The following is an 18194-nucleotide window of genomic DNA, read 5'->3' as shown; positions in this document are numbered from 1 at the left end:
AAGCTCCGACCCAGAGCGGCAATCTTCCATTAAGCAGAAACGAACTTCCGCAATACGGAAACATAAAGGTAAACAGAAACAGTCGACACGGAAGGGAGCGCGGAACTCCATGGGCTTCGAAGAGCAGCGCTTCAACGTCAACCTGTCGATCCTCTTCACGGAACTCCCGCTCCTGGAGCGCCCGGCGGCAGCCGCCGCGGCCGGCTTCACCGCGGTCGAGCTGTGGTGGCCGTGGATCGACTCCCCCACCCCCGAGCGGTCCGAGCTCGCCGCGCTGAAGCAGGCGATCGAGGACGCGGGCGTGCACCTCACGGGGCTCAACTTCTACGCCGGCCGACTGCCTGGCCCCGACCGCGGCGCCCTGTCGCTGCCCGGCGAGGAGTCGGAGCGGTTCCGCGCCAACATCGACGTGGCCGCCGACTTCGCGCAGTCCCTGGGCTGTACGGCGCTCAACGCCCTGTACGGCAACCGCGTCGACGGCGTGACCCCGGCCGAACAGGACGCGCTCGCGCTGGAGAACCTGGCCCGCGCCGCGCGGGCCGCGCACCGGATCGGCGCGATCCTGCTGGTCGAGGCGCTGAACCGGCCCGAGTCGCCGAGGTATCCGCTGGTCGGCGCACCGGCCGCGGTCGAGGTCGTCGACCGGGTCAACGAGGCGACGGGGCTCGGCAACGCGAAGTTCCTGATGGACCTGTACCACCTGTCGATGAACGGCGAGGACCTGCCGTCGGTGATCGAGCGGTACGCCTCGAAGACCGGCCATGTGCAGATCGCCGACAACCCGGGCCGCGGCGCGCCGGGCACGGGGACGCTGCCACTGGCGGAGCTCCTCGACCAGTTGCGGAAGTCCGGCTACGACGGCTGGGTCGGCCTGGAGTACAAGCCCGGCGACCGCCCGAGCGCCGAGGCCTTCGACTGGCTGCCGACCCGCTGACCCGCCCCCGTACCGAGAGGCATTCCCGATGAGCAACGCACTCCCCAAGGTCTCCTGGATCGGCCTCGGCATCATGGGCTCCCCCATGGCCGAGAACCTGATCAAGGCGGGTTACGACGTCACCGGCTTCACCCTGGAGCAGGCCAAGCTGGACCGGCTCACCGCCGCCGGCGGCAGCGCGGCGTCGTCCATCGCCGAGGCGGTCCGCGACGCCGACGTCGTGATCACGATGGTGCCCGCCTCCCCGCAGGTCGAGGCCATCGCGTACGGCCCCGACGGCATCCTGGAGAACGCGCGGTCCGGCGCGCTCCTGATCGACATGTCCTCGATCACCCCGCAGACCTCGGTCGACCTCGCGCTGGCCGCCCACGACAAGGGCATCCGGGTGCTCGACGCCCCCGTGTCCGGCGGTGAGGCCGGCGCCGTCGAGGCCGTGCTGTCCATCATGGTCGGCGGCGGGCAGGCCGACTTCGACGAGGCGAAGCCCCTCTTCGAGGCCCTCGGCAAGACCATCGTGCTGTGCGGTCCGCACGGCTCGGGCCAGACCGTGAAGGCCGCCAACCAACTGATCGTCGCCGTGAACATCCAGGCCTGCGCCGAGGCCGTGGTCTTCCTGGAGAAGTCGGGCGTCGACCTGAAGGCCGCGCTGGACGTCCTGAACGGCGGCCTCGCCGGCTCAACGGTGCTGACACGCAAAAAGAACAACTTCCTCACCCGCGACTTCAACCCGGGCTTCCGAATCGACCTCCACCACAAGGACATGGGCATCGTCACCGACGCCGCCCGCAACGTCGGCGCGGCCCTCCCCGTCGGCTCCCTGGTAGCCCAACTCGTAGCAAGCCTACGAGCCCAGGGCGACGGCAACCTGGACCACTCGGCCCTACTGCGAGCGGTGGAGCGCCTCTCGGGCGACCGGGTCTGAACCCACCGTCCAATCCATCCGCACACTTTTTTGACCACAGGAGCGGCCCGCAGCAGCCGAACGGCCCGGATGAGGGTTGACCGGTCGGCGGCATGCGGGCGAGGTGAGGACCGCGGCGGCGTGTGAGCCAGTGCGGTGGTGAAGGATCCGAGCCGCCTTCTCGACCTGAGGGAAGGCACGCCCGGTTCCGTCGTACCCGCCGCGGTCCCTGCCGTACCGAACCCCGTCCGGCGGCGCGAACGTCCCGTCGCGCCCGGCCTCGCGCCGCCGGACGGCCATACCCGTGCCCCCCACACCTCCGTACTCCCCGCCCAGCGCTCCTCGCCCTTGTCGGCGTGCGGATCCGCGCCGTCCGCAGGAGGCTGAGGGCATGGGTAATCCGACGCGGTATCCGCACATCGTGGTCCACAGCCCGGCGCTCGACGGGTCGCGGCGGGTCACCGCCGGGGACGCCGTCCTCGGGGTCGCCTCGCATCTCGATGATGTCGTCGAGATCCTGCGGCTGGCCGATCTGGACCGGATCGAGGTGGAGGAGAGCGATCTCATCGAGTGGCAGGGCGGCGGCCCCGAGGACTGGCCGGGGCTCTCCGAGCCGCATGGGACGTGAGGTGCGGCAACCTCAAATGAACCTCTGAACATGGTTCAGGAGGCTTCAACCACCCCCAGGACAGGGCACATTGTCGTCACGCGGGGCCCGCCTGCACGGGGGCGGCGGGCCCCGTCGTCACAGGGGGGACGACATGAGCGGTGGTACGCCGGTCCGGCTGGAGCCCTACGAGGTCGCGCTGCTGCGGGGCGGTTCCCGCGCCGCGGTCACGGTGGCCGTACTCGCCCTGCATCTACGGGGATTGATCGACGTGGGCCGGCCGGGGAGGATCCGGGCGAGCGCAGTCGCGCCCTCGGAGGGCACGGAAAACGCCCTTCCCGTCCTGCCCGCAGCCGTGCGCGCCGCGCTCCAACGGCCCATGAGTGTCGCCGAGTTGGAGGCCCGGCCCGAGGTGCGTGAGGCGCTCGCCGGGGTGCGGGCCGGGCTTGTGGCCGCCGGGATGCTGCGTTCGCTTCCTCCGCGCCGGACACGCGCCGCCCGGCGCGCCCTGAGCGCCCTGCTCGTCGAACATCCCCTGCCGCCCCTTCCGGCCGACCGGAAGGGGCTTTCGGCGGACGACACCCTGCTCGCGGTTGCCCTGCATGGGGAGTCCGCCCTGAACATCCTGGCCGCACGCTTCGCCCTGCGGGCAGGACTCACTGCCCGGGCCGAGGTCGCCGACAAGGGATTCCACCGACGCGCGCCCCGGGGCGGCGGCACCGGCGGGGGCAGCTATGTCTCCTGTGGCGGAGGCAGCGGCGGCGGGACGGACTGAGACCCGTACGCGGATGGCATGCACACACAGGGGCGGCCCCACCCTTCGGGAGGTGGGGCCGCCCCTGTGTGCTGCGGAGGGCGTCAGAGCGTCAGACCTTCAGTGTCCTGATCGACGTCGGCGCGTGTTCCGGCTCGGTGGCGAGTTCCTCGAACTCCACGATGTTTCCTATGTCGTTGGTGACGCTCATCGCGATGTTGGTGACGCGCTCGAGGATCGCCTCCACGACGACCGGCACCCGGAACTCGGCGGCGAGCTTCTTCGCCTGCTCGAAGGCGGCGCCCAGTTCGGCGGGGTCCGTCACCCGGATCGCCTTGCAGCCGAGGCCCTCGGCGACCTTGACATGGTCGACGCCGTAGACGCCCAGCTCGGGCGAGTTGACGTTCTCGAACTCCAGCTTCACCTCGAAGTCGATGTCGAACGCCCGCTGCGCCTGGCGAATCAGCCCCAAGTAGGCGTTGTTCACGAGGACATGGACGTACGGGATCTTGTGCTGCGCGCCGACCGCCAGCTCCTCCACCATGAACTGGAAGTCGTAGTCCCCGGAGAGCGCGACGACCTGCGCCTCCGGGTCGGCCTTCGCCACGCCCAGGGCCGCCGGGATCGTCCAACCGAGGGGGCCCGCCTGGCCGCAGTTGATCCAGTGCCGGGGCCGGTAGACGTGCAGCATCTGGGCGCCGGCGATCTGCGAGAGGCCGATCGTGGTGACGTAACGGGTCTCCGGGCCGAAGGCCTTGTTCATCTCCTCGTAGACGCGCTGCGGCTTGATGGGAATGTCGTCGAAGTGCGTACGGCGCTGGAGAGTCGCCTTCTTCTCCTGCGCGGCGGTCGCCCACGCGGAGCGGTCGGGGAGCGTCCCCGCCGCCTTCAACTCCCTTGCCACCGTGACGAGAAGCTCCAGAGCCGCCTTCGCGTCGGAGGCGATCCCGTAGTCCGGGGCGAAGATCCTGCCGATCTGGGTCGGCTCGATGTCGACGTGGACGAAGGTGCGGCCCTTCGTGTAGACGTCGACGCGACCGGTGTGCCGGTTGGCCCAGCGGTTGCCGATGCCGAGGACGAAGTCGGACTCCAGGAAGGTCGCGTTGCCGTAACGGTGCGAGGTCTGGAGGCCGACCATGCCGGCGTTCAGCTCGTGGTCGTCGGGGATCGCGCCCCAGCCCATCAGGGTCGGGATGACCGGCGTACCCGTCAACTCGGCGAATTCCACGAGCAGTTCGGTGGCGTCGGCCGCGATGACGCCGCCGCCCGCGACGATCAGCGGGCGCTCGGAGGCGTTCAGCATCCGGATCGCCTTCTCGATCTGCGCGCGGGACGCGACCGGCTTGTAGACGGGCAGCGGCTCGTACGTGTCCGGGTCGAACTCGATCTCCGTCTGCTGGACGTCGACCGGCAGGTCGATCAGGACCGGGCCCGGCCGCCCGGAACGCATGAGGTGGAAGGCCTGCTGGAAGACGCCGGGAACCTGCGCCGCCTCCAGGACGGTGACCGCCATCTTCGTCACCGGCTTGGCGATGGAGGCGATGTCGACGGCCTGGAAGTCCTCCTTGTGGATCACGGCGGTCGGAGCCTGCCCCGTGATGGCCAGGATCGGGATCGAGTCGCCGAGGGCGGAGTACAACCCGGTGATCATGTCGGTGCCGGCCGGACCGGAGGTGCCGATGCAGACGCCGATGTTGCCCGGGCGGGTGCGGGTGTAGCCCTCGGCCATGTGCGAGGCGCCCTCGACATGGCGGGCGAGGGTGTGGGTGACGCCACCGGAGGCCCTCAGTGCCGCGTAGAAGGGGTTGATCGCCGCACCGGGGACACCGAACGCGCTGGTGACGCCCTCGCGCTTGAGGATCTCGACTGCCGCGCGGGCAGCGGTCATACGAGCCATGGAGTACTCCTGCTTCGACTGCATCGGCTGATTCGACTGCATCGGCTGGTTCAGCGGGTCCTGCTGGAACTGCTGGAACTGCTGGTTCAGCGGGTCCTGCCGTCGGATTCGCTCTCCCGTCGCGCCCCGCGGTGAGAACTCTTCTTCCCGCCCTCACAAATTCCGTATCGCGGAAAATATTTTCTACTATCTGGAAATAATGTAAGTGGGTGCGCGAAGGTCGTCAAGAGACGGACAAGCGGGGGCCGAAGGAGGACGATGGGGGCCATGCCCGAGAGCGTGCCGGTGCGCTGCCCGGCCTGTCGGCGCGAGCGCCTGTACACCGCGCCTTCCTATCCCTGCGCGTGCGGCGCCCCCGTCACGCCGGTCCTCGACGCGCGGACGGCGCCGACGACCGTCGCACACCGCACATGGGACGACGACTGGATCGCCCTGTGCTGCCCCGCCTGCGGCCGCCGCGACCAGTGGCCGCACCCGGAACTGGGCTGCACCTGCGGCACGGTGCTACGCATCCCGGTGGCCACGCCGTATGCCACCCCGGAGCCCCCGCCGTCGACACCGGCACCGTCACCGTCACCGATACCGTCGGCGCAACCGCGTGCCTTCCGCCCCATCGCCATCCGCACCGCACGCGACGCCGTCACGGCCACCGCGCTGTATCTGAACTGGCTCGGACACGGGGACATCCGGCGGGCCGACCAGCGGCCCACCTCCGGCGTCGGTCTCGCCGCGCGCGGGCTGCTGGCCCAGGTGGACCCGAGCGTGCACCCGGCCTCGCTGCGGGACGTGGAGTGTCTGTGGCTGACGGCCATGACGGAGTCCGCGGACTGCGTCTACTTCTCCCTCGCCGGATACGACGACGACGCCCGCGCCCGCGCCGACCACCTCCGCGTCCCGCTCTTCGTCCTGGACCTCACGGGCACCCCGCAGCCGGTCAACGCGGTGGCCGACGCCCTCGACGCCCGAGGCAGCAACCGGTGATCGCCGGCTCCTAACGGCCGTACGTCTCCCGCAGTTCGATCTTGCGGACCTTCCCCGAGACGGTCATCGGGAACGCGTCCAGGATCTGGAGCCTGCTCGGGATCTTGTAGTGCGCCAGCCGGCCCTGGCAGTACGCGCGCAGCTCCTCCAGCGACAGGGGCTCGGCCGACCGGGAGTCCGTCGCGTCGTACGGGATCACACAGGCGAGGACCTCCTCGCCGTACCTCTCGTGCGGGACGCCCACGACCTGGACGTCCCTGATCTTCGGGTGCGTGTAGAGGAACTCCTCGATCTCGCGCGGGTAGATGTTCTCCCCACCCCGGATGATCATGTCCTTGATGCGGCCGACGATCTCGACGTAACCGTCCTCGCGCAGCACCGCCAGGTCCCCGGTGTGCATCCAGCGTCCCGCGTCGATCGCCTCGGCGGTCTTTTCGGGCTCGTTCCAGTAGCCGAGCATCACGCTGTAGCCGCGGGTGCACAACTCGCCCGCCACGCCCCGGGGTTGGGTGACGCCGGTGGCCGGGTCGACGACCTTGACCTCGACGTGTGGGAGGACCCGGCCGACCGTGCCCGTGCGGTGCTCCAGGTCGTCGTCGCGGCGGGTCTGGGTGGAGGCCGGCGAGGTCTCGGTCATGCCGTAACAGATCGACACCTCCGCCATGTTCATCTCGGCGACCACCCGCTTCATCACCTCGACCGGGCAGGGCGAGCCCGACATGATGCCGGTGCGCAGGGAGGAGAGGTCGTAGGCCGCGAAGTCGGGGAGGTTCAACTCCGCGATGAACATGGTCGGGACGCCGTACAACGACGTGCACCGCTCCTGCTGGACCGCCGCCAGGGTGGCCGCCGGGTCGAAGGACGGGCCGGGAATGACCAGGCAGGCGCCGTGCGAGGTGGCCGCGAGGTTTCCGAGGACCATGCCGAAGCAGTGGTAGAACGGCACCGGGACGCAGACCCGGTCCTGCTCGCTGTAGCCGAGCAACTCCCCCACGAAGTAACCGTTGTTGAGGATGTTGTGGTGGGAGAGGGTGGCGCCTTTGGGGAAGCCCGTGGTGCCCGAGGTGTACTGGATGTTGACGGGGTCGTCGCAGGACAGGTCGCCGGACAGGTCGCAGGACGCGTCCTCGTGGTGGGGGTCGGGGACCGCCCGGGCCAGCAGCGCGTCCCAGCTCGGGTCGCCGATGTACACGGCCTCCCGCAACCCGGGGCAGCGGCCCCGCACTTGGTCGACCATCGCCCGGTAGTCGCTCCCCTTGTGACTCAGGGAGGCGAACAGGACGGACACTCCGGCCTGGTTGAGCACGTACTCGATTTCGTGGGTGCGGTACGCCGGGTTGATGTTCACCATGATCGCGCCGATGCGGGCGGTGGCGTACTGGACGAGCATCCACTCCGGGCAGTTGACCGCCCAGATGCCCACCCGGTCGCCCTTGACGACCCCGCTCGCCAGCAGCGCGGACGCCAACCGGTCGACGTCCGCACCGAAGTGGGCGTACGTTCAGCGCCGCCCGGACGGCACGTCGACGAGCGCGTCGCGGTCCGGCCAAGTGGCCACCACCCGGACGAGGTTGGCGCCGATGGTGTCACCGAGCAGAGCCGTACCACTCGTGCCGTGCGCATACGAACCGTGCGTGGGCGAACCGTGCGCATACGAACCGTGCGTGGGCGAGCCGGACTCGTGCGAGGTCACCGGAAGTCCTCCTCCCGGTACTCGTCCGCCGAGCCCGCCGCCGTCGCCTCGCGCAGCTCGATGCGGCGGATCTTGCCGCTGACGGTCTTGGGCAGCGGCGCGAACTCCAGGCGGCGGACCCGCTTGTAGGGGGCGAGGACCTGGCGGGAGTGCTCGAACAGCACCTTCGCGGTGTCGGGGCCCGGCTCCCAGCCCGCCGCGAGGACGACGTACGCCTTGGGCACGGCGAGGCGCAGTTCGTCCGGGGCGGGGACGACGGCCGCCTCGGCGACCGCCTCGTGCTCCAGCAGCGCGCTCTCCAGCTCGAACGGGCTGATCTTGTAGTCGGAGGCCTTGAAGACGTCGTCCGCCCGCCCGACGTAGGTGAGGTACCCGTTCTCGTCGCGGCTGCCGATGTCGCCGGTGCGGTAGTAGCCACCGGCCATCGCCTCCGCCGTACGGTCGGGGTCGCTGTGGTAGCCGGTCATCAGGCCGACCGGGCGGACCGACAGGTCGAGCGCGATCTCGCCCTCCCGCGCGCCCGGCGCGCCGGACACCGGGTCGAGGAGCTCCACCCGGTAGCCGGGGCTGGGTCGGCCCATCGAGCCGGTCTTCAGTTCCTGGCCGGGGCTGTTGGCGATCTGCACGGCCGTCTCGGTCTGGCCGAAGCCGTCCCGTACGGTCAGTCCCCAGGCGCGCCGCACCTGCTCGATGACCTCGGGGTTGAGGGGCTCGCCCGCGGCCACGGCCTCGCGGGGCGGGGTGCGCAGTTGGGTCAGGTCGGCCTGGATGAGCATGCGCCAGACGGTGGGCGGGGCGCAGAAGGTCGTCACGCCCGCCCGGTCCATCTCGGTCATGAGCCGGGCCGCGTCGAAGCGGGTGTAGTTGTGGATGAAGACGGTCGCCTCGGCGTTCCACGGCGCGAAGAGGTTGGACCAGGCGTGCTTGGCCCAGCCGGGCGAGGAGATGTTGAGGTGCACGTCGCCGGGGCGCAGCCCGATCCAGTACATCGTCGAGAGGTGCCCGATCGGATACGACGTGTGGGTGTGCTCGACGAGCTTGGGGCGGGCGGTGGTGCCGGAGGTGAAGTAGAGCATCAGCGGGTCGTCGGCGAGGGTGGGGCCGTCGGGGGTGAAGCCGGCCGGGGCGGTGTACGCGTCCTCGTACGGCTGCCAGCCCTCGGGGGCGCCGCCGACCGCGATGCGGGTGAAGCGGCCCGGGACCTCGTCGAACTTGCCGGTGTCCGCGGACCGGGTGAGGACGTGCCGGACCCGGCCGCGTTCGACGCGGTCGGTGAGGTCGGCGGGGCCGAGCAGCGGGGTGGCCGGGATGACGACGGCGCGCAGTTTCATCGCGGCGAGCGCGATCTCCCACAGCTCGGCCTGGTTGCCGAGCATGACGAGGATCCGGTCCTCGGCGGCGACCCCGCGCCCGCGCAGCCAGTTCGCGACGCGGTCGGAGCGCTCGGACAGCTCGGCGAAGGTGAGGCGGGTCTCGGAGCCGTCCTCCTCGACGATGTGCAGGGCGGTGCGGTCGTTGCCGTCGGCGATGACGTCGAACCAGTCGAGGGCCCAGTTGAAGTGCTCCGGGCGGGGCCACTCGAAACGCTCGTAGGCGGTCGGGTAGTCCTCCCGGTGTGCCAACAGGAAGTCCCGGGCCGTGCGGAAAAGCTGCGTCGCTGTCGTCGTCGCCGTCGTCATCTGTCCTCCTCGCGTTCGCGGTCGTCCACCGCCGGGGCGCGCCCGGCGGATGCGCCCCGAGGTTCACTCCCGTGGTGCCGGACCATTGCCGGGCGGCTCTCTGCCATCGTGTAATCCGTGATGCAGGTCTCACTACCCCCGAACGGGGGTGTGCGGCACCCGCCGCACGGAAAGGGCGAGGCGTGAACGTGACGGCAGACTCGGCCGAAGCGATGGAGATGCGCGGTGCGCTGGCGCGACTGCGGCGCGCGACGGGGCTGCCGGTCGCCTTCGGCGGCCTGGTGGAGCCGGGGCGGCAGCGGATGCGGATCAGCGAGTTCAGCGGCGGGACCGGTCTCGCGCTGCGTCGGCTCGCGGTGCCCCCGGGCAACGGCCTCGGCGGCAAGGCGGTCGCGCTGGCCCGCCCGTGCGCCGTGGTCGACTACTCCCTCTCCCGGCAGATCAGCCACGAGTACGACGCGGCCGTCGCCGAGGAGGGCCTGCGCTCGGTGGTGGCGATCCCGGTGGTCGTACGACGCCGGGTGCGCGGGGTGCTGTACGGCGCGCTGCGTACGGCGCAGCCGCTGGGCGACCGCACGCTGACGGCGGCCGTGCAGGTGGCGCGGGACATGGAGCAGGCGCTCGTGGTCGGGGACGAGGTCGGCGACCTGTTGCTGGCGGCGGCGGCCCGGCCGGGCGCGGCGAGCGGCGGGGCCGGTACGGCGGCCCACTGGGAGCAGGTGCGCGAGGCGCACACGGCCCTGCGCGCCCTGGCCCCCCGGATCACCGACCCGGCCCTGCGCGCCGAACTCCTCGACGCCTGCGGCCTGCTCACGTCCGACACCGGCGATCAACGGGTCACACTCGCCGCGCGCGAACTGGACGTACTGGCATGCGTGGCGGCAGGCGCGACGAACGCGGCGGCAGCCGAGCGGCTGGGCCTACGCCCGGAAACCGTCAAGGGCTACCTCAGATCAGCAATGCGCAGACTGGGCGCCCACACCCGAGGAGAGGCGGTGGCCGCAGCCCGCAGAGCGGGCCTGCTGCCGTAGGGAGGAATTGGCGGGGTCCGACGAGACGCCGGGCGGAAGCCCGGCGAGGGGCCACACGGGAGGCCCGAGGACTCGACGGGGGCCGCCAGGCAACTAGGGAGGAGGTGGGCGAGGGGGCTCGGCAAGGCCCCCACGAGGGGCAAGGCAGCAGGGCGGCAAGGGACCAGGCAAGGGCTCGACGGGAGGGCCGCGAAGGGCTCGGCAGCCCACGAAGGGCAAGCCAGGAAGGCGAGAAGGGACCAGGCAGGGGCCGGCAAGCAGCCCGACAGGAGGACCGCGAATCGCTCGGCAGGCCCCCTTGAAGGGCTACGCAGGGGCCGGCGACGGGCTCGGCCGGGCCCAGCAAGCGGCTCGGCAGGAGAGTCGCGAAAACTCGGCGAGGGCCCCGTGAGGGGCTGGGTGGGAGGGGTGGCAGGCGGGTCGGTGGGAGGGGTGCGGCGCGTTTGGGCGGGGGTGTGCAACACGGGCGTAGCGCGGACGGTGCAGGATGCCCGCAAGCAGCGATCACATCCAGCCAGGGAGGTCCCACACGACAAGAGACCATTCACTCATCGTCAACCTGAATTTCCCTATGCGTCACGTTGTTATATCCCTCACCACGCCGTGCCTCCGAATTTCAAAGAGACGTTGCCTAGAATTTGGCCCGGACACGACACTCGGAAGGGAGCGGTGACCGTGCGACGGGACTTCAAGGAGCCTGCCAGATGCCGTTCCGACCAGGTCATCGGCAGGGAGGAGCTGTTCACGGCCGCCCGTGAGCAGTTGACGCGCGGCGGCAGTGTGCTGCTGCACGGGCCTGCCGGAATAGGAAAGTCGACCGTGCTGCGGGCATTGGCCGCGGATTACGGCGAGTCGGCGCGCACCGTCCTGCGCTGCTCGGCGACCGAGTCCGAATCCCACCTCCCCTTCCTGGCCCTGGCCGATCTCTTCGGCCTGGTCCTTGACGAAATCTCGGACAAGCTGCCGGCCGCCCAGCGCACCGCCCTGGAATCGGCGCTCACCGGCCGTGGCGAATCGACTCTGCAACGCGACGGCCTCGCCCTGCGGCTGGCCGTGCTGTCCGCCCTGCGCGCCCTCGCCGCCACCGGCCCCGTCCTGCTCGTCGCCGACGACCTCCAGTGGCTGGACTCCGCCAGCGCCGAACTCCTCGGCTTCGCCGCCCGCCGTCTGGGCGACACACCGGTCCAGTTGCTGTGCGCGGTGCGCACCGAGGGGCAGGAGTACGACCGTCATCTACGCGCGTCCCCGCCCGACACCCTCGCCGTCCGCCTCAACCCGCTCTCCCGTGCCCAGGTCTCCGCGCTGCTCGACCACCGCGGCTACACCGACCTGCCCCGCTCGACGATGCGCGAGATCCACCGCACCAGCGGCGGCAACCCCCTGTTCGCCCTGGAACTGGGCCGCGCCCTGGGCGAGAGCCCGACCCCGCCGCGCCCCGGCGAACCCCTGCCGGTGCCGACCTCGCTGCGCGCCCTGGTGCTCAGCCGCCTCGACATGCTCTCCGACGAGGCCCGCCGCACCCTGCTCGTGGCCAGCGCCGGCGCCCGCCCCACCCTGGCCCTGCTGCACGCGGCCGGCCGGGAGAACGCCGAGGCCGAGACCGCGCAGGCCGCCGCGCTCGGCCTGCTGGCGACGGAGCCGGAAGGGCCGGCCGTACGGTTCGCGCATCCGCTGATCTCCGCCGCGCTGTACGCGGAGGCACCCGCGCAGGAGCGCCGGGCCGTACACGCGGCGCTGTCCACGGCCGCCTCCGACCCGATCGAGCGGGCCCGCAACCTCGCCCTCGCCACCACCGGCACCGACCCGGAGGTGGCGGCCCGGCTCGCCGAGGCGGCGGCGCTCGCCCGCGACCGGGGCGCACCCTCGGTCGCCGCCTCGCTCGGGCTGCTCGCCGCCCGGCACACCCCGCCGGACGGCACACCCGCGCCCGACGACCGCCGGCTCCAGGCCGCCGAGGACGCGATCACCGCCGGTGAGGTGGACCTCGCCCGGGACATCGCGCGCGAGGTGCTGACCCGGGCCACCGTGCCCGCCGAACGGATCCGCGCCTGGGAGGTGGTCATCGAGGCCGCCGGGCAGTCCCTCGGCGAGGTCGACGCCGTCTTCCCGCAGGCCCTGGCCGACGCCGGCGACGATCCGCGGCTGCTCGCCCTGGTCCACTACCGGCTGGCCTGGCGCAAGCTGATCGTCGAGGGCGACTTCGCCGAGGCCCGCCAGGAGGCCGCGCACACGGCGGAGCTGGCCGCGCGCGGCGGCGACCGGCGCACCGAGCTGATGGCCCTGTCCTTCCAGTCGTCCACCGAGACCCTGATGGGCCATCCGAACGCCCCCCAGACCATCAAGCGCGCCCTGAAGGAACCTCAGGACCCCTACGTGGCCTGCCATCACAACGGCGTCGGCGCGGCCCGCTTCCGCTGGCTGCTGATGAGCGACCAGTTGCCCGAGGCCCGCTCGACCATCACCGCGCTGCTGCGCGAGGTGCGCCGGCGCGGCATGGTCGAGAGCGAGGTGCACTTCCAGCGCTTCCTCGCCGAGACCGAACTGCGCTCCGGGCACTGCGGGCGCGCCCTCGACCTGGCCCGCGAGAGCCTGCGGCTGGCCCGCGACTCGGGCATCGGCCTGGGCGCGTCCGCGATGCTCGCCTCCCTCGCCGAGGCCTCCGGCGGTGACGTCGACCGGGCGCTGGCGCTGGCCCGGGAGGCGGCGGAGCACGCCGAGGAGGACGGCGACCAGATGTACGTCTCCCGTGCCCTGGCCGCCCTCGGCCACGCCCAGTTGGTGGCCGGGGACGCGGCGGGCGCGGTCGGCTCGCTGCGCCGGGTGCGGGAGTTGGAACAGGGCCTGGGCATCACCGACCCGGCGCGCGGCCGCTGGCAGGGCGACCTCGCCGAGGCGCTGGTGCGGGTCGGCGAGCCGGGCGAGGCGCAGGACGTCATCGACGTGACGCGCGAGCACGCGCTGCGGCTGGGCCGGGAGAGCGTGCTCGCCGTGCTCGACCGGTCGGAGGCGATGGTGCGGGCGGCGCTCGGCGACCACGAGGCGGCGCTGTCCCGGCTGACGTCCGTGCAGGACCGGCTCGCCAAGCTGGGCTACGGCCTGGAGGAGGCGCGGGCGGCGTTCGCGCTGGCCCGGCTGCGCACCCTGCGGCCGGGGGCGGGCGCGGGTCCGACGTCGTACGACGAGGCGGCGCGGCTGTTTCGGCGGTGCCGGGCGCTGCCCTGGCTGCGGCAGGTGGACCTGGCCGCGGCGGAGGGTCAGGCGCAGCCGGCCGCCGTCGCCCCGCTGGCGGCCGCGTCCTCCGACGCCCTCGAAGGCCTGGCCTCGATGGAACGTCAGGTCGCCGCGCTCGTCATGGAGGGCGCGACCAACCGGGAGATCGCCGCGCGGCTGTTCATCAGCGTCAAGACGGTCGAGGCGACCCTGACCCGGGTCTACCGCAAGCTGGGGATCCGCTCGCGGGTGGACATCGTCCGACTGGCGGCGGGACGTCACGCGAAGTGAGGAATCCGCGGGTTAACTCCCCGTCAGGGGATGCCTCGCGGGTCGCCTCGGGGACCATCTCAGGGGCTACGCACCCTTGGCGGGTTCTGCTGGATTCCCCTGACTCTCCCCTGACGGTCCCCTGGCCTCCCTGCGTGGACGGTCGGCGGCGCCTGTGGGTTCCCTGAAGGGACCGAGGGTTTTCCCTTCCCCAACTCCCTTAGGGGGTTCCCTCATTGGGGGGAGCAGGGAGCGGGCCTAGCGTAAGGGATGTGCCGCTCGCCCGGGCACACGGGGGTCGGTCCCGCGACCTCCGTGCTCACCCCCACACCCGCGCGACCCCCCACCGGCAATCCCGTTGCAAGGAGACTCATGTTCGGGCTCAACCGTGCCAAGAAGACCGCCGCCGTAGTGGTGGCGACCGCCGCCGCGGCAGCGACCACTCTGCTCAGCGCCCCCACCGCTGTCGCAGCGCCGCAGCCGATCGTCGGTGGCACGACGACCACCACGACCACGTACCCGTTCATGATGCAGATCACGGACGCCTCGCAGAACCAGTTCTGCGGCGGCACCCTCGTCTCGCCGACCAAGGTGGTCACGGCCGCCCACTGCATGGTCGACGAGACCGCGAGCGGCGTGCGCGTCATCGGTGGCCGCACCAGCCTCAGCGGCACCAACGGCACGGTCGCCCGGGTCAGCAAGATCTGGGTCAACCCGGACTACACGACCGCCACCAAGGGTGACGACCTGGCCGTCCTGACCCTCTCGACCTCGATGCCGTACACCACGGCGTCGTACGTCTCCTCGTCCCAGACCAGCGTCTACGCGGCCGGCACCACCGCCCGCATCCTCGGCTGGGGCGCCACCTCGGAGAGCGGCAGCTCCTCCAACCAGCTCCGGACCGCGACCGTCCCGATCGTGTCCGACGCGAGCTGCAAGAGCTCCTACGGTTCGGACTTCGTCCAGACCGACATGGTTTGCGCCGGATTCACGTCCGGTGGCACAGACACCTGCCAGGGCGACAGCGGCGGTCCCCTGCTCATCGGGGGCGTCCTGGCAGGGATCACTTCTTGGGGCGAAGGCTGCGCGCAGGCCGGTTTCCCGGGTGTCTACACCCGGCTGACCACCTTCTCCAGCCTGGTGACCGCGCAGGTCAACTCCTAGCCCCCAAGACTTCCTGAGCACCCCTCAGGGACATACCAGGGGGCGCTGCGAGCCTCCACGAGCGGCCCGCAGCGCCCTCTATCCAGCCCCCACCTCTACGGGTGGGGGCTTCTCGCTGTCGGGGGCAGCGGTATTTCAGGGGCGCACGACGGCACCGAAGCGGATGTCGTACTGATGCCGTGGCTGCTGTGGATACATCGTGGCCAGCATGCGTTCGGCCTCCCGGGTCACGTCCGCCTGCCGGGTCTTGGCGAGGCGGGCGAAGGGCTCGATGACGAGAGCGTCCTTCTCCAGCTTCCACAGGCCGGCCAGGAAGCCGTCGACGAGGAGGGTGCAGTGGGCCTGGTTGCCCTGCCAACTGCGGCCCCAGTACTCGGGTGGGACGACCCGGGTGCGGTCGGCGTGGGAGAGGAGCAGGTTGTCGAACTCGGGGAGGAAGCGGGGCGGGGCCGGGGTCTCGGGGTCGGGGCGCACGGCGTCGGGGAGGTCGAAGAGTTCGACGCCGTGCTCGTCGCGGAAGGTGAGCAGGTGCGGGCGGAGGCGTTCGAAGGCCTCGCGCAGCCGGGTCAGGCCGGCCCAGGTCTGCATGTCCTTGACGGAGGCCGGACCGAAGGCGGCCAGGTAGCGCCGGACGACGGTGTCCGCGGCGGGGGCCGGTTCGGCGGGCCGGCCGAGCCAGTGCTCGGCGGTGGTCAGCGCGACCTGCCCGCTCCGGCCCCACAGCCCGCGCGGGGTGACCTGGACGAGAGGCAGCCCGCACCGGGCGGCGACCGCGAGGGACCGGGGATCGGCGTCGGGCCACTCGGCGGACAGCGCCTCGCGCAACTGCTTCATGGTGCGCGGCTCGGCCTCGACCAGGTCCCGGGCGACGGCGGCGAGCCGGTCGAGATCGACCCCGGTGAGCCCCTTGCGGAAGTACGTCAGCTCACGGTCGCGGGCAGGCTGGACGAACGGCCGCAGGGTCAGGCAGTCGTCGGCGGTGTGGGTGTGGATGGTGGAACGCATACTGACGATCCGGACGACCGCACGCTCGGCCATCAACGTCGACAGCTCCTGCGGTACGAAGCCGTCGAGGCGGGCGGCGAGCGCGTAGTACGGCGGCTTGACGTTCTGCGCCTGCAACCCGAGCAGGTGCGCCACGGCGGCTCCGGCCGACAGCGAGGAGGGACGCAGCAGCAGTTGCCGGTCGAGGGTGGCACGGTTGAGGGCGCGGGCGCCGAGCACGGGGGCCGCCGGGGGCGTCGTCTTCGTCATGCACGGCAAGCTAACGGGGCATGCGGACACCGGCTGTCCGCAACGCCCCCAGACCGTTTGCCCCCTATATCCTGAATATCCCGCATATCCGGCTAAGTGATCACGCCGACCTGCAAGACGAACGAACGCAGGCCGGCCCGACCGAAACGTAGGCTCGACCGAGAGGCAGCCGCGATGCCCGAGCGTCCCAGGAAACCCGTCTGGCGCCGCACCCCGCCCGCACCTCAGCCGCGACCGCGGCCGTCCCGCCCGTCGGCGCCGCCGGCCACGGAGTCTCCGGAGGCCGCCAGCATCGTCCAGGCGGTCCTGTACCGCGACGGCGTCCGCGTCGTCGCCCCGGCCACGCTCTCGGAGACCTACCGGGCGCTGCGCGAGCAGCCGTCGGGCATGGCGTGGATCGGCCTGGCCCGCCCGACGGAGGGTGAACTCCACTCCCTGGCAGCGGAGTTCGACCTGCACCCGCTCGCCGTCGAGGACGCGAAGGAGGCCCACCAGCGGCCGAAACTGGAACGCTACGGCGACACCCTCTTCGTCGTCCTGCGGGCGGCGCGCTACCTCGACGCCCAGGAGGAGATCGACTTCGGCGAGCTGCACGTGTTCGTGGGCCCCGACTTCGTCCTCACCGTCCGGCACGGCGCGGCCCCCGACCTGTCGGCGGTGCGCCGCCGTATGGAGGAGACGCCGGAACTGCTGAAACTGGGCCCGGAGGCGGTGCTGTACGCGATCCTGGACGCGGTGGTGGACGGCTACCTCCCGGTCGTCTCGGGCGTCCAGAACGACATCGACGAGATCGAGACCGAGGTCTTCCGCGGCGACCCGGAGGTCTCCCGCCGCATCTACGAACTCTCCCGCGAAATGGTCGAGTTCCAGCGCGCCACCCGCCCCCTCGTCGGCATGCTGCACGCCCTGATGGCCGGCTTCTCCAAGTACGGCACCGACGACGAACTCCAGCGCTACCTACGGGACGTCGCCGACCACGTCACCCACACCAGCGAACGCGTCGACGGCTTCCGCCAGGCCCTCACCGAGATCCTCACCGTGAACGCCACCCTCGTCACCCAGCAACAGAACGCGGAAATGCGGGCGTTGGCGGAAGCGGGCTTCGAACAGAACGAGGAGATCAAGAAGATCTCGTCCTGGGCGGCGATCCTGTTCGCCCCGACACTGGTCGGGACGATCTACGGCATGAACTTCGACCGGATGCCGGAACTCCACTGGGTGCTCGGATACCCCTTCGCCATCGTCTTGATGGCGGTCGTCTGCACCAGCCTGTACATCATCTTCAAACGGAAGGACTGGCTCTGAGCAATCGCCTCGGAGGACGCTCCCGGGAGTGGGCACGGCCCGGATCGCAGGCTCCGACGACTCCTTCCAGGCCGCTGGGGAGAATCTGGGGAGAATGAGCCGCGCTCCGATGCGAGCGGTCTCCTGCGATCGCGGGCGTTGACCTGCGGAAGCCTCACCGTTGAAGCGCAGGCTGGGAGCAAGGATCAGCACGGAGAGCAGCGAACTTCCCTTGCGGAACGCCGAAACGGGTGGGCACAGCAGATCGCTGTGCCCACCCGTTTCGTGGGTCATGTAGCGGGAACTTCTTCGTCTCCCGGTCGGGCTCCGGGCCGCCCCACGGCAGCAGCGGTCGCGGACCTCGTTCTCGTCGAGGACCTAGACAGGGGTGCCGAAGCGGTCGGCGATCTCCGCGAGCGGTACGCCGCCCACGGCCAGGTCGCCCGGTCGGGGCTCGGCTGTCGAGGCCCGACCACACCGACAGTTCGACGGAGGTGGAAGGGACGGCGGGTTCGTGACGGGTGGTCATCGACTG

12 protein-coding genes and 2 pseudogenes are annotated in these 18194 nt (G+C 71.2%); 9 read left to right on the top strand and 5 right to left on the bottom strand.

The window, feature by feature from the left end; genetic code table 11:
- Positions 1 to 109: 109 nt before the first annotated feature.
- The 4 genes from BMZ82_RS26200 to BMZ82_RS26185 all read left to right on the top strand — a co-directional run bounded on the left by BMZ82_RS26200 (position 110) and on the right by BMZ82_RS26185 (position 3217).
- Complete coding sequence (locus tag BMZ82_RS26200; RefSeq protein ID WP_093779855.1) at positions 110 to 934, top strand: TIM barrel protein; 825 nt, start codon at positions 110 to 112, stop codon at positions 932 to 934.
- Between the two features lie 28 nt (positions 935 to 962).
- Positions 963 to 1856, top strand: a complete 894-nt coding sequence (locus BMZ82_RS26195; protein WP_093779854.1) for a 2-hydroxy-3-oxopropionate reductase — start codon at positions 963 to 965, stop codon at positions 1854 to 1856.
- Between the two features lie 370 nt (positions 1857 to 2226).
- On the top strand, positions 2227 to 2463 hold the full coding sequence (locus BMZ82_RS26190) for a hypothetical protein (protein WP_093779853.1): 237 nt from the start codon (positions 2227 to 2229) through the stop codon (positions 2461 to 2463).
- Positions 2464 to 2533: 70 nt separating this feature from the next.
- On the top strand, positions 2534 to 3217 hold the full coding sequence (locus BMZ82_RS26185; RefSeq protein ID WP_256252117.1) for a TIGR04222 domain-containing membrane protein: 684 nt from the start codon (positions 2534 to 2536) through the stop codon (positions 3215 to 3217).
- A gap of 91 nt (positions 3218 to 3308) precedes the next feature.
- Here the strand turns inward: BMZ82_RS26185 and gcl are convergent, their stop codons facing one another.
- A complete protein-coding gene (gene gcl / locus BMZ82_RS26180) occupies positions 3309 to 5093 on the bottom strand; it encodes a glyoxylate carboligase (protein WP_093779904.1) in 1785 nt (594 codons plus the stop codon).
- Positions 5094 to 5351: 258 nt separating this feature from the next.
- On the opposite strand from gcl, the gene BMZ82_RS26175 reads away from it, so the two are divergent.
- On the top strand, positions 5352 to 6074 hold the full coding sequence (locus BMZ82_RS26175) for a hypothetical protein (RefSeq protein WP_093779851.1): 723 nt from the start codon (positions 5352 to 5354) through the stop codon (positions 6072 to 6074).
- A 10-nt stretch (positions 6075 to 6084) separates the two neighbouring features.
- Here BMZ82_RS26175 and BMZ82_RS26170 read toward each other — a convergent pair.
- Both BMZ82_RS26170 and BMZ82_RS26165 read right to left on the bottom strand, forming a co-directional pair.
- A pseudogene (locus BMZ82_RS26170) lies at positions 6085 to 7671 on the bottom strand (AMP-binding protein).
- A 92-nt stretch (positions 7672 to 7763) separates the two neighbouring features.
- Entirely contained in the window at positions 7764 to 9446 is a 1683-nt protein-coding gene (locus tag BMZ82_RS26165) for an AMP-binding protein (RefSeq protein WP_093779850.1), read from the bottom strand.
- A gap of 188 nt (positions 9447 to 9634) precedes the next feature.
- Between BMZ82_RS26165 and BMZ82_RS26160 the strand changes: the two genes are divergently transcribed.
- The 3 genes from BMZ82_RS26160 to BMZ82_RS26150 all read left to right on the top strand — a co-directional run bounded on the left by BMZ82_RS26160 (position 9635) and on the right by BMZ82_RS26150 (position 15121).
- The gene (locus BMZ82_RS26160) at positions 9635 to 10477 is read left to right on the top strand and encodes a helix-turn-helix transcriptional regulator (RefSeq protein WP_093779903.1); all 843 of its coding nucleotides are present in this window, start codon (positions 9635 to 9637) and stop codon (positions 10475 to 10477) included.
- Between the two features lie 669 nt (positions 10478 to 11146).
- Complete coding sequence (locus BMZ82_RS26155) at positions 11147 to 13978, top strand: helix-turn-helix transcriptional regulator (protein ID WP_093779849.1); 2832 nt, start codon at positions 11147 to 11149, stop codon at positions 13976 to 13978.
- A 351-nt stretch (positions 13979 to 14329) separates the two neighbouring features.
- Entirely contained in the window at positions 14330 to 15121 is a 792-nt protein-coding gene (locus BMZ82_RS26150) for a S1 family peptidase (protein WP_093779848.1), read from the top strand.
- Between the two features lie 135 nt (positions 15122 to 15256).
- Here BMZ82_RS26150 and BMZ82_RS26145 read toward each other — a convergent pair whose 3' ends face one another.
- On the bottom strand, positions 15257 to 16375 hold the full coding sequence (locus BMZ82_RS26145; RefSeq protein ID WP_093779847.1) for a winged helix DNA-binding domain-containing protein: 1119 nt from the start codon (positions 16373 to 16375) through the stop codon (positions 15257 to 15259).
- Between the two features lie 174 nt (positions 16376 to 16549).
- Here BMZ82_RS26145 and BMZ82_RS26140 point away from each other — a divergent pair, with 174 nt between their 5' ends.
- Positions 16550 to 17680: a magnesium and cobalt transport protein CorA gene (locus tag BMZ82_RS26140; RefSeq protein WP_093779846.1), complete on the top strand. Its 1131-nt coding sequence runs from the start codon at positions 16550 to 16552 to the stop codon at positions 17678 to 17680.
- A gap of 360 nt (positions 17681 to 18040) precedes the next feature.
- Here BMZ82_RS26140 and BMZ82_RS42035 read toward each other — a convergent pair.
- Positions 18041 to 18188, bottom strand: a pseudogene (locus BMZ82_RS42035) (diaminopimelate decarboxylase); the annotation flags it as partial.
- Positions 18189 to 18194: the final 6 nt, after the last annotated feature.

Origin of the sequence: Streptomyces sp. yr375, from assembly GCF_900110755.1 — a bacterium.
In the GTDB taxonomy this organism is placed as follows: Bacteria; Actinomycetota; Actinomycetes; order Streptomycetales; family Streptomycetaceae; genus Streptomyces.
Note: the sequence above shows the minus strand (reverse complement) of the source record. Positions and strands in the feature narration are given on the sequence as shown.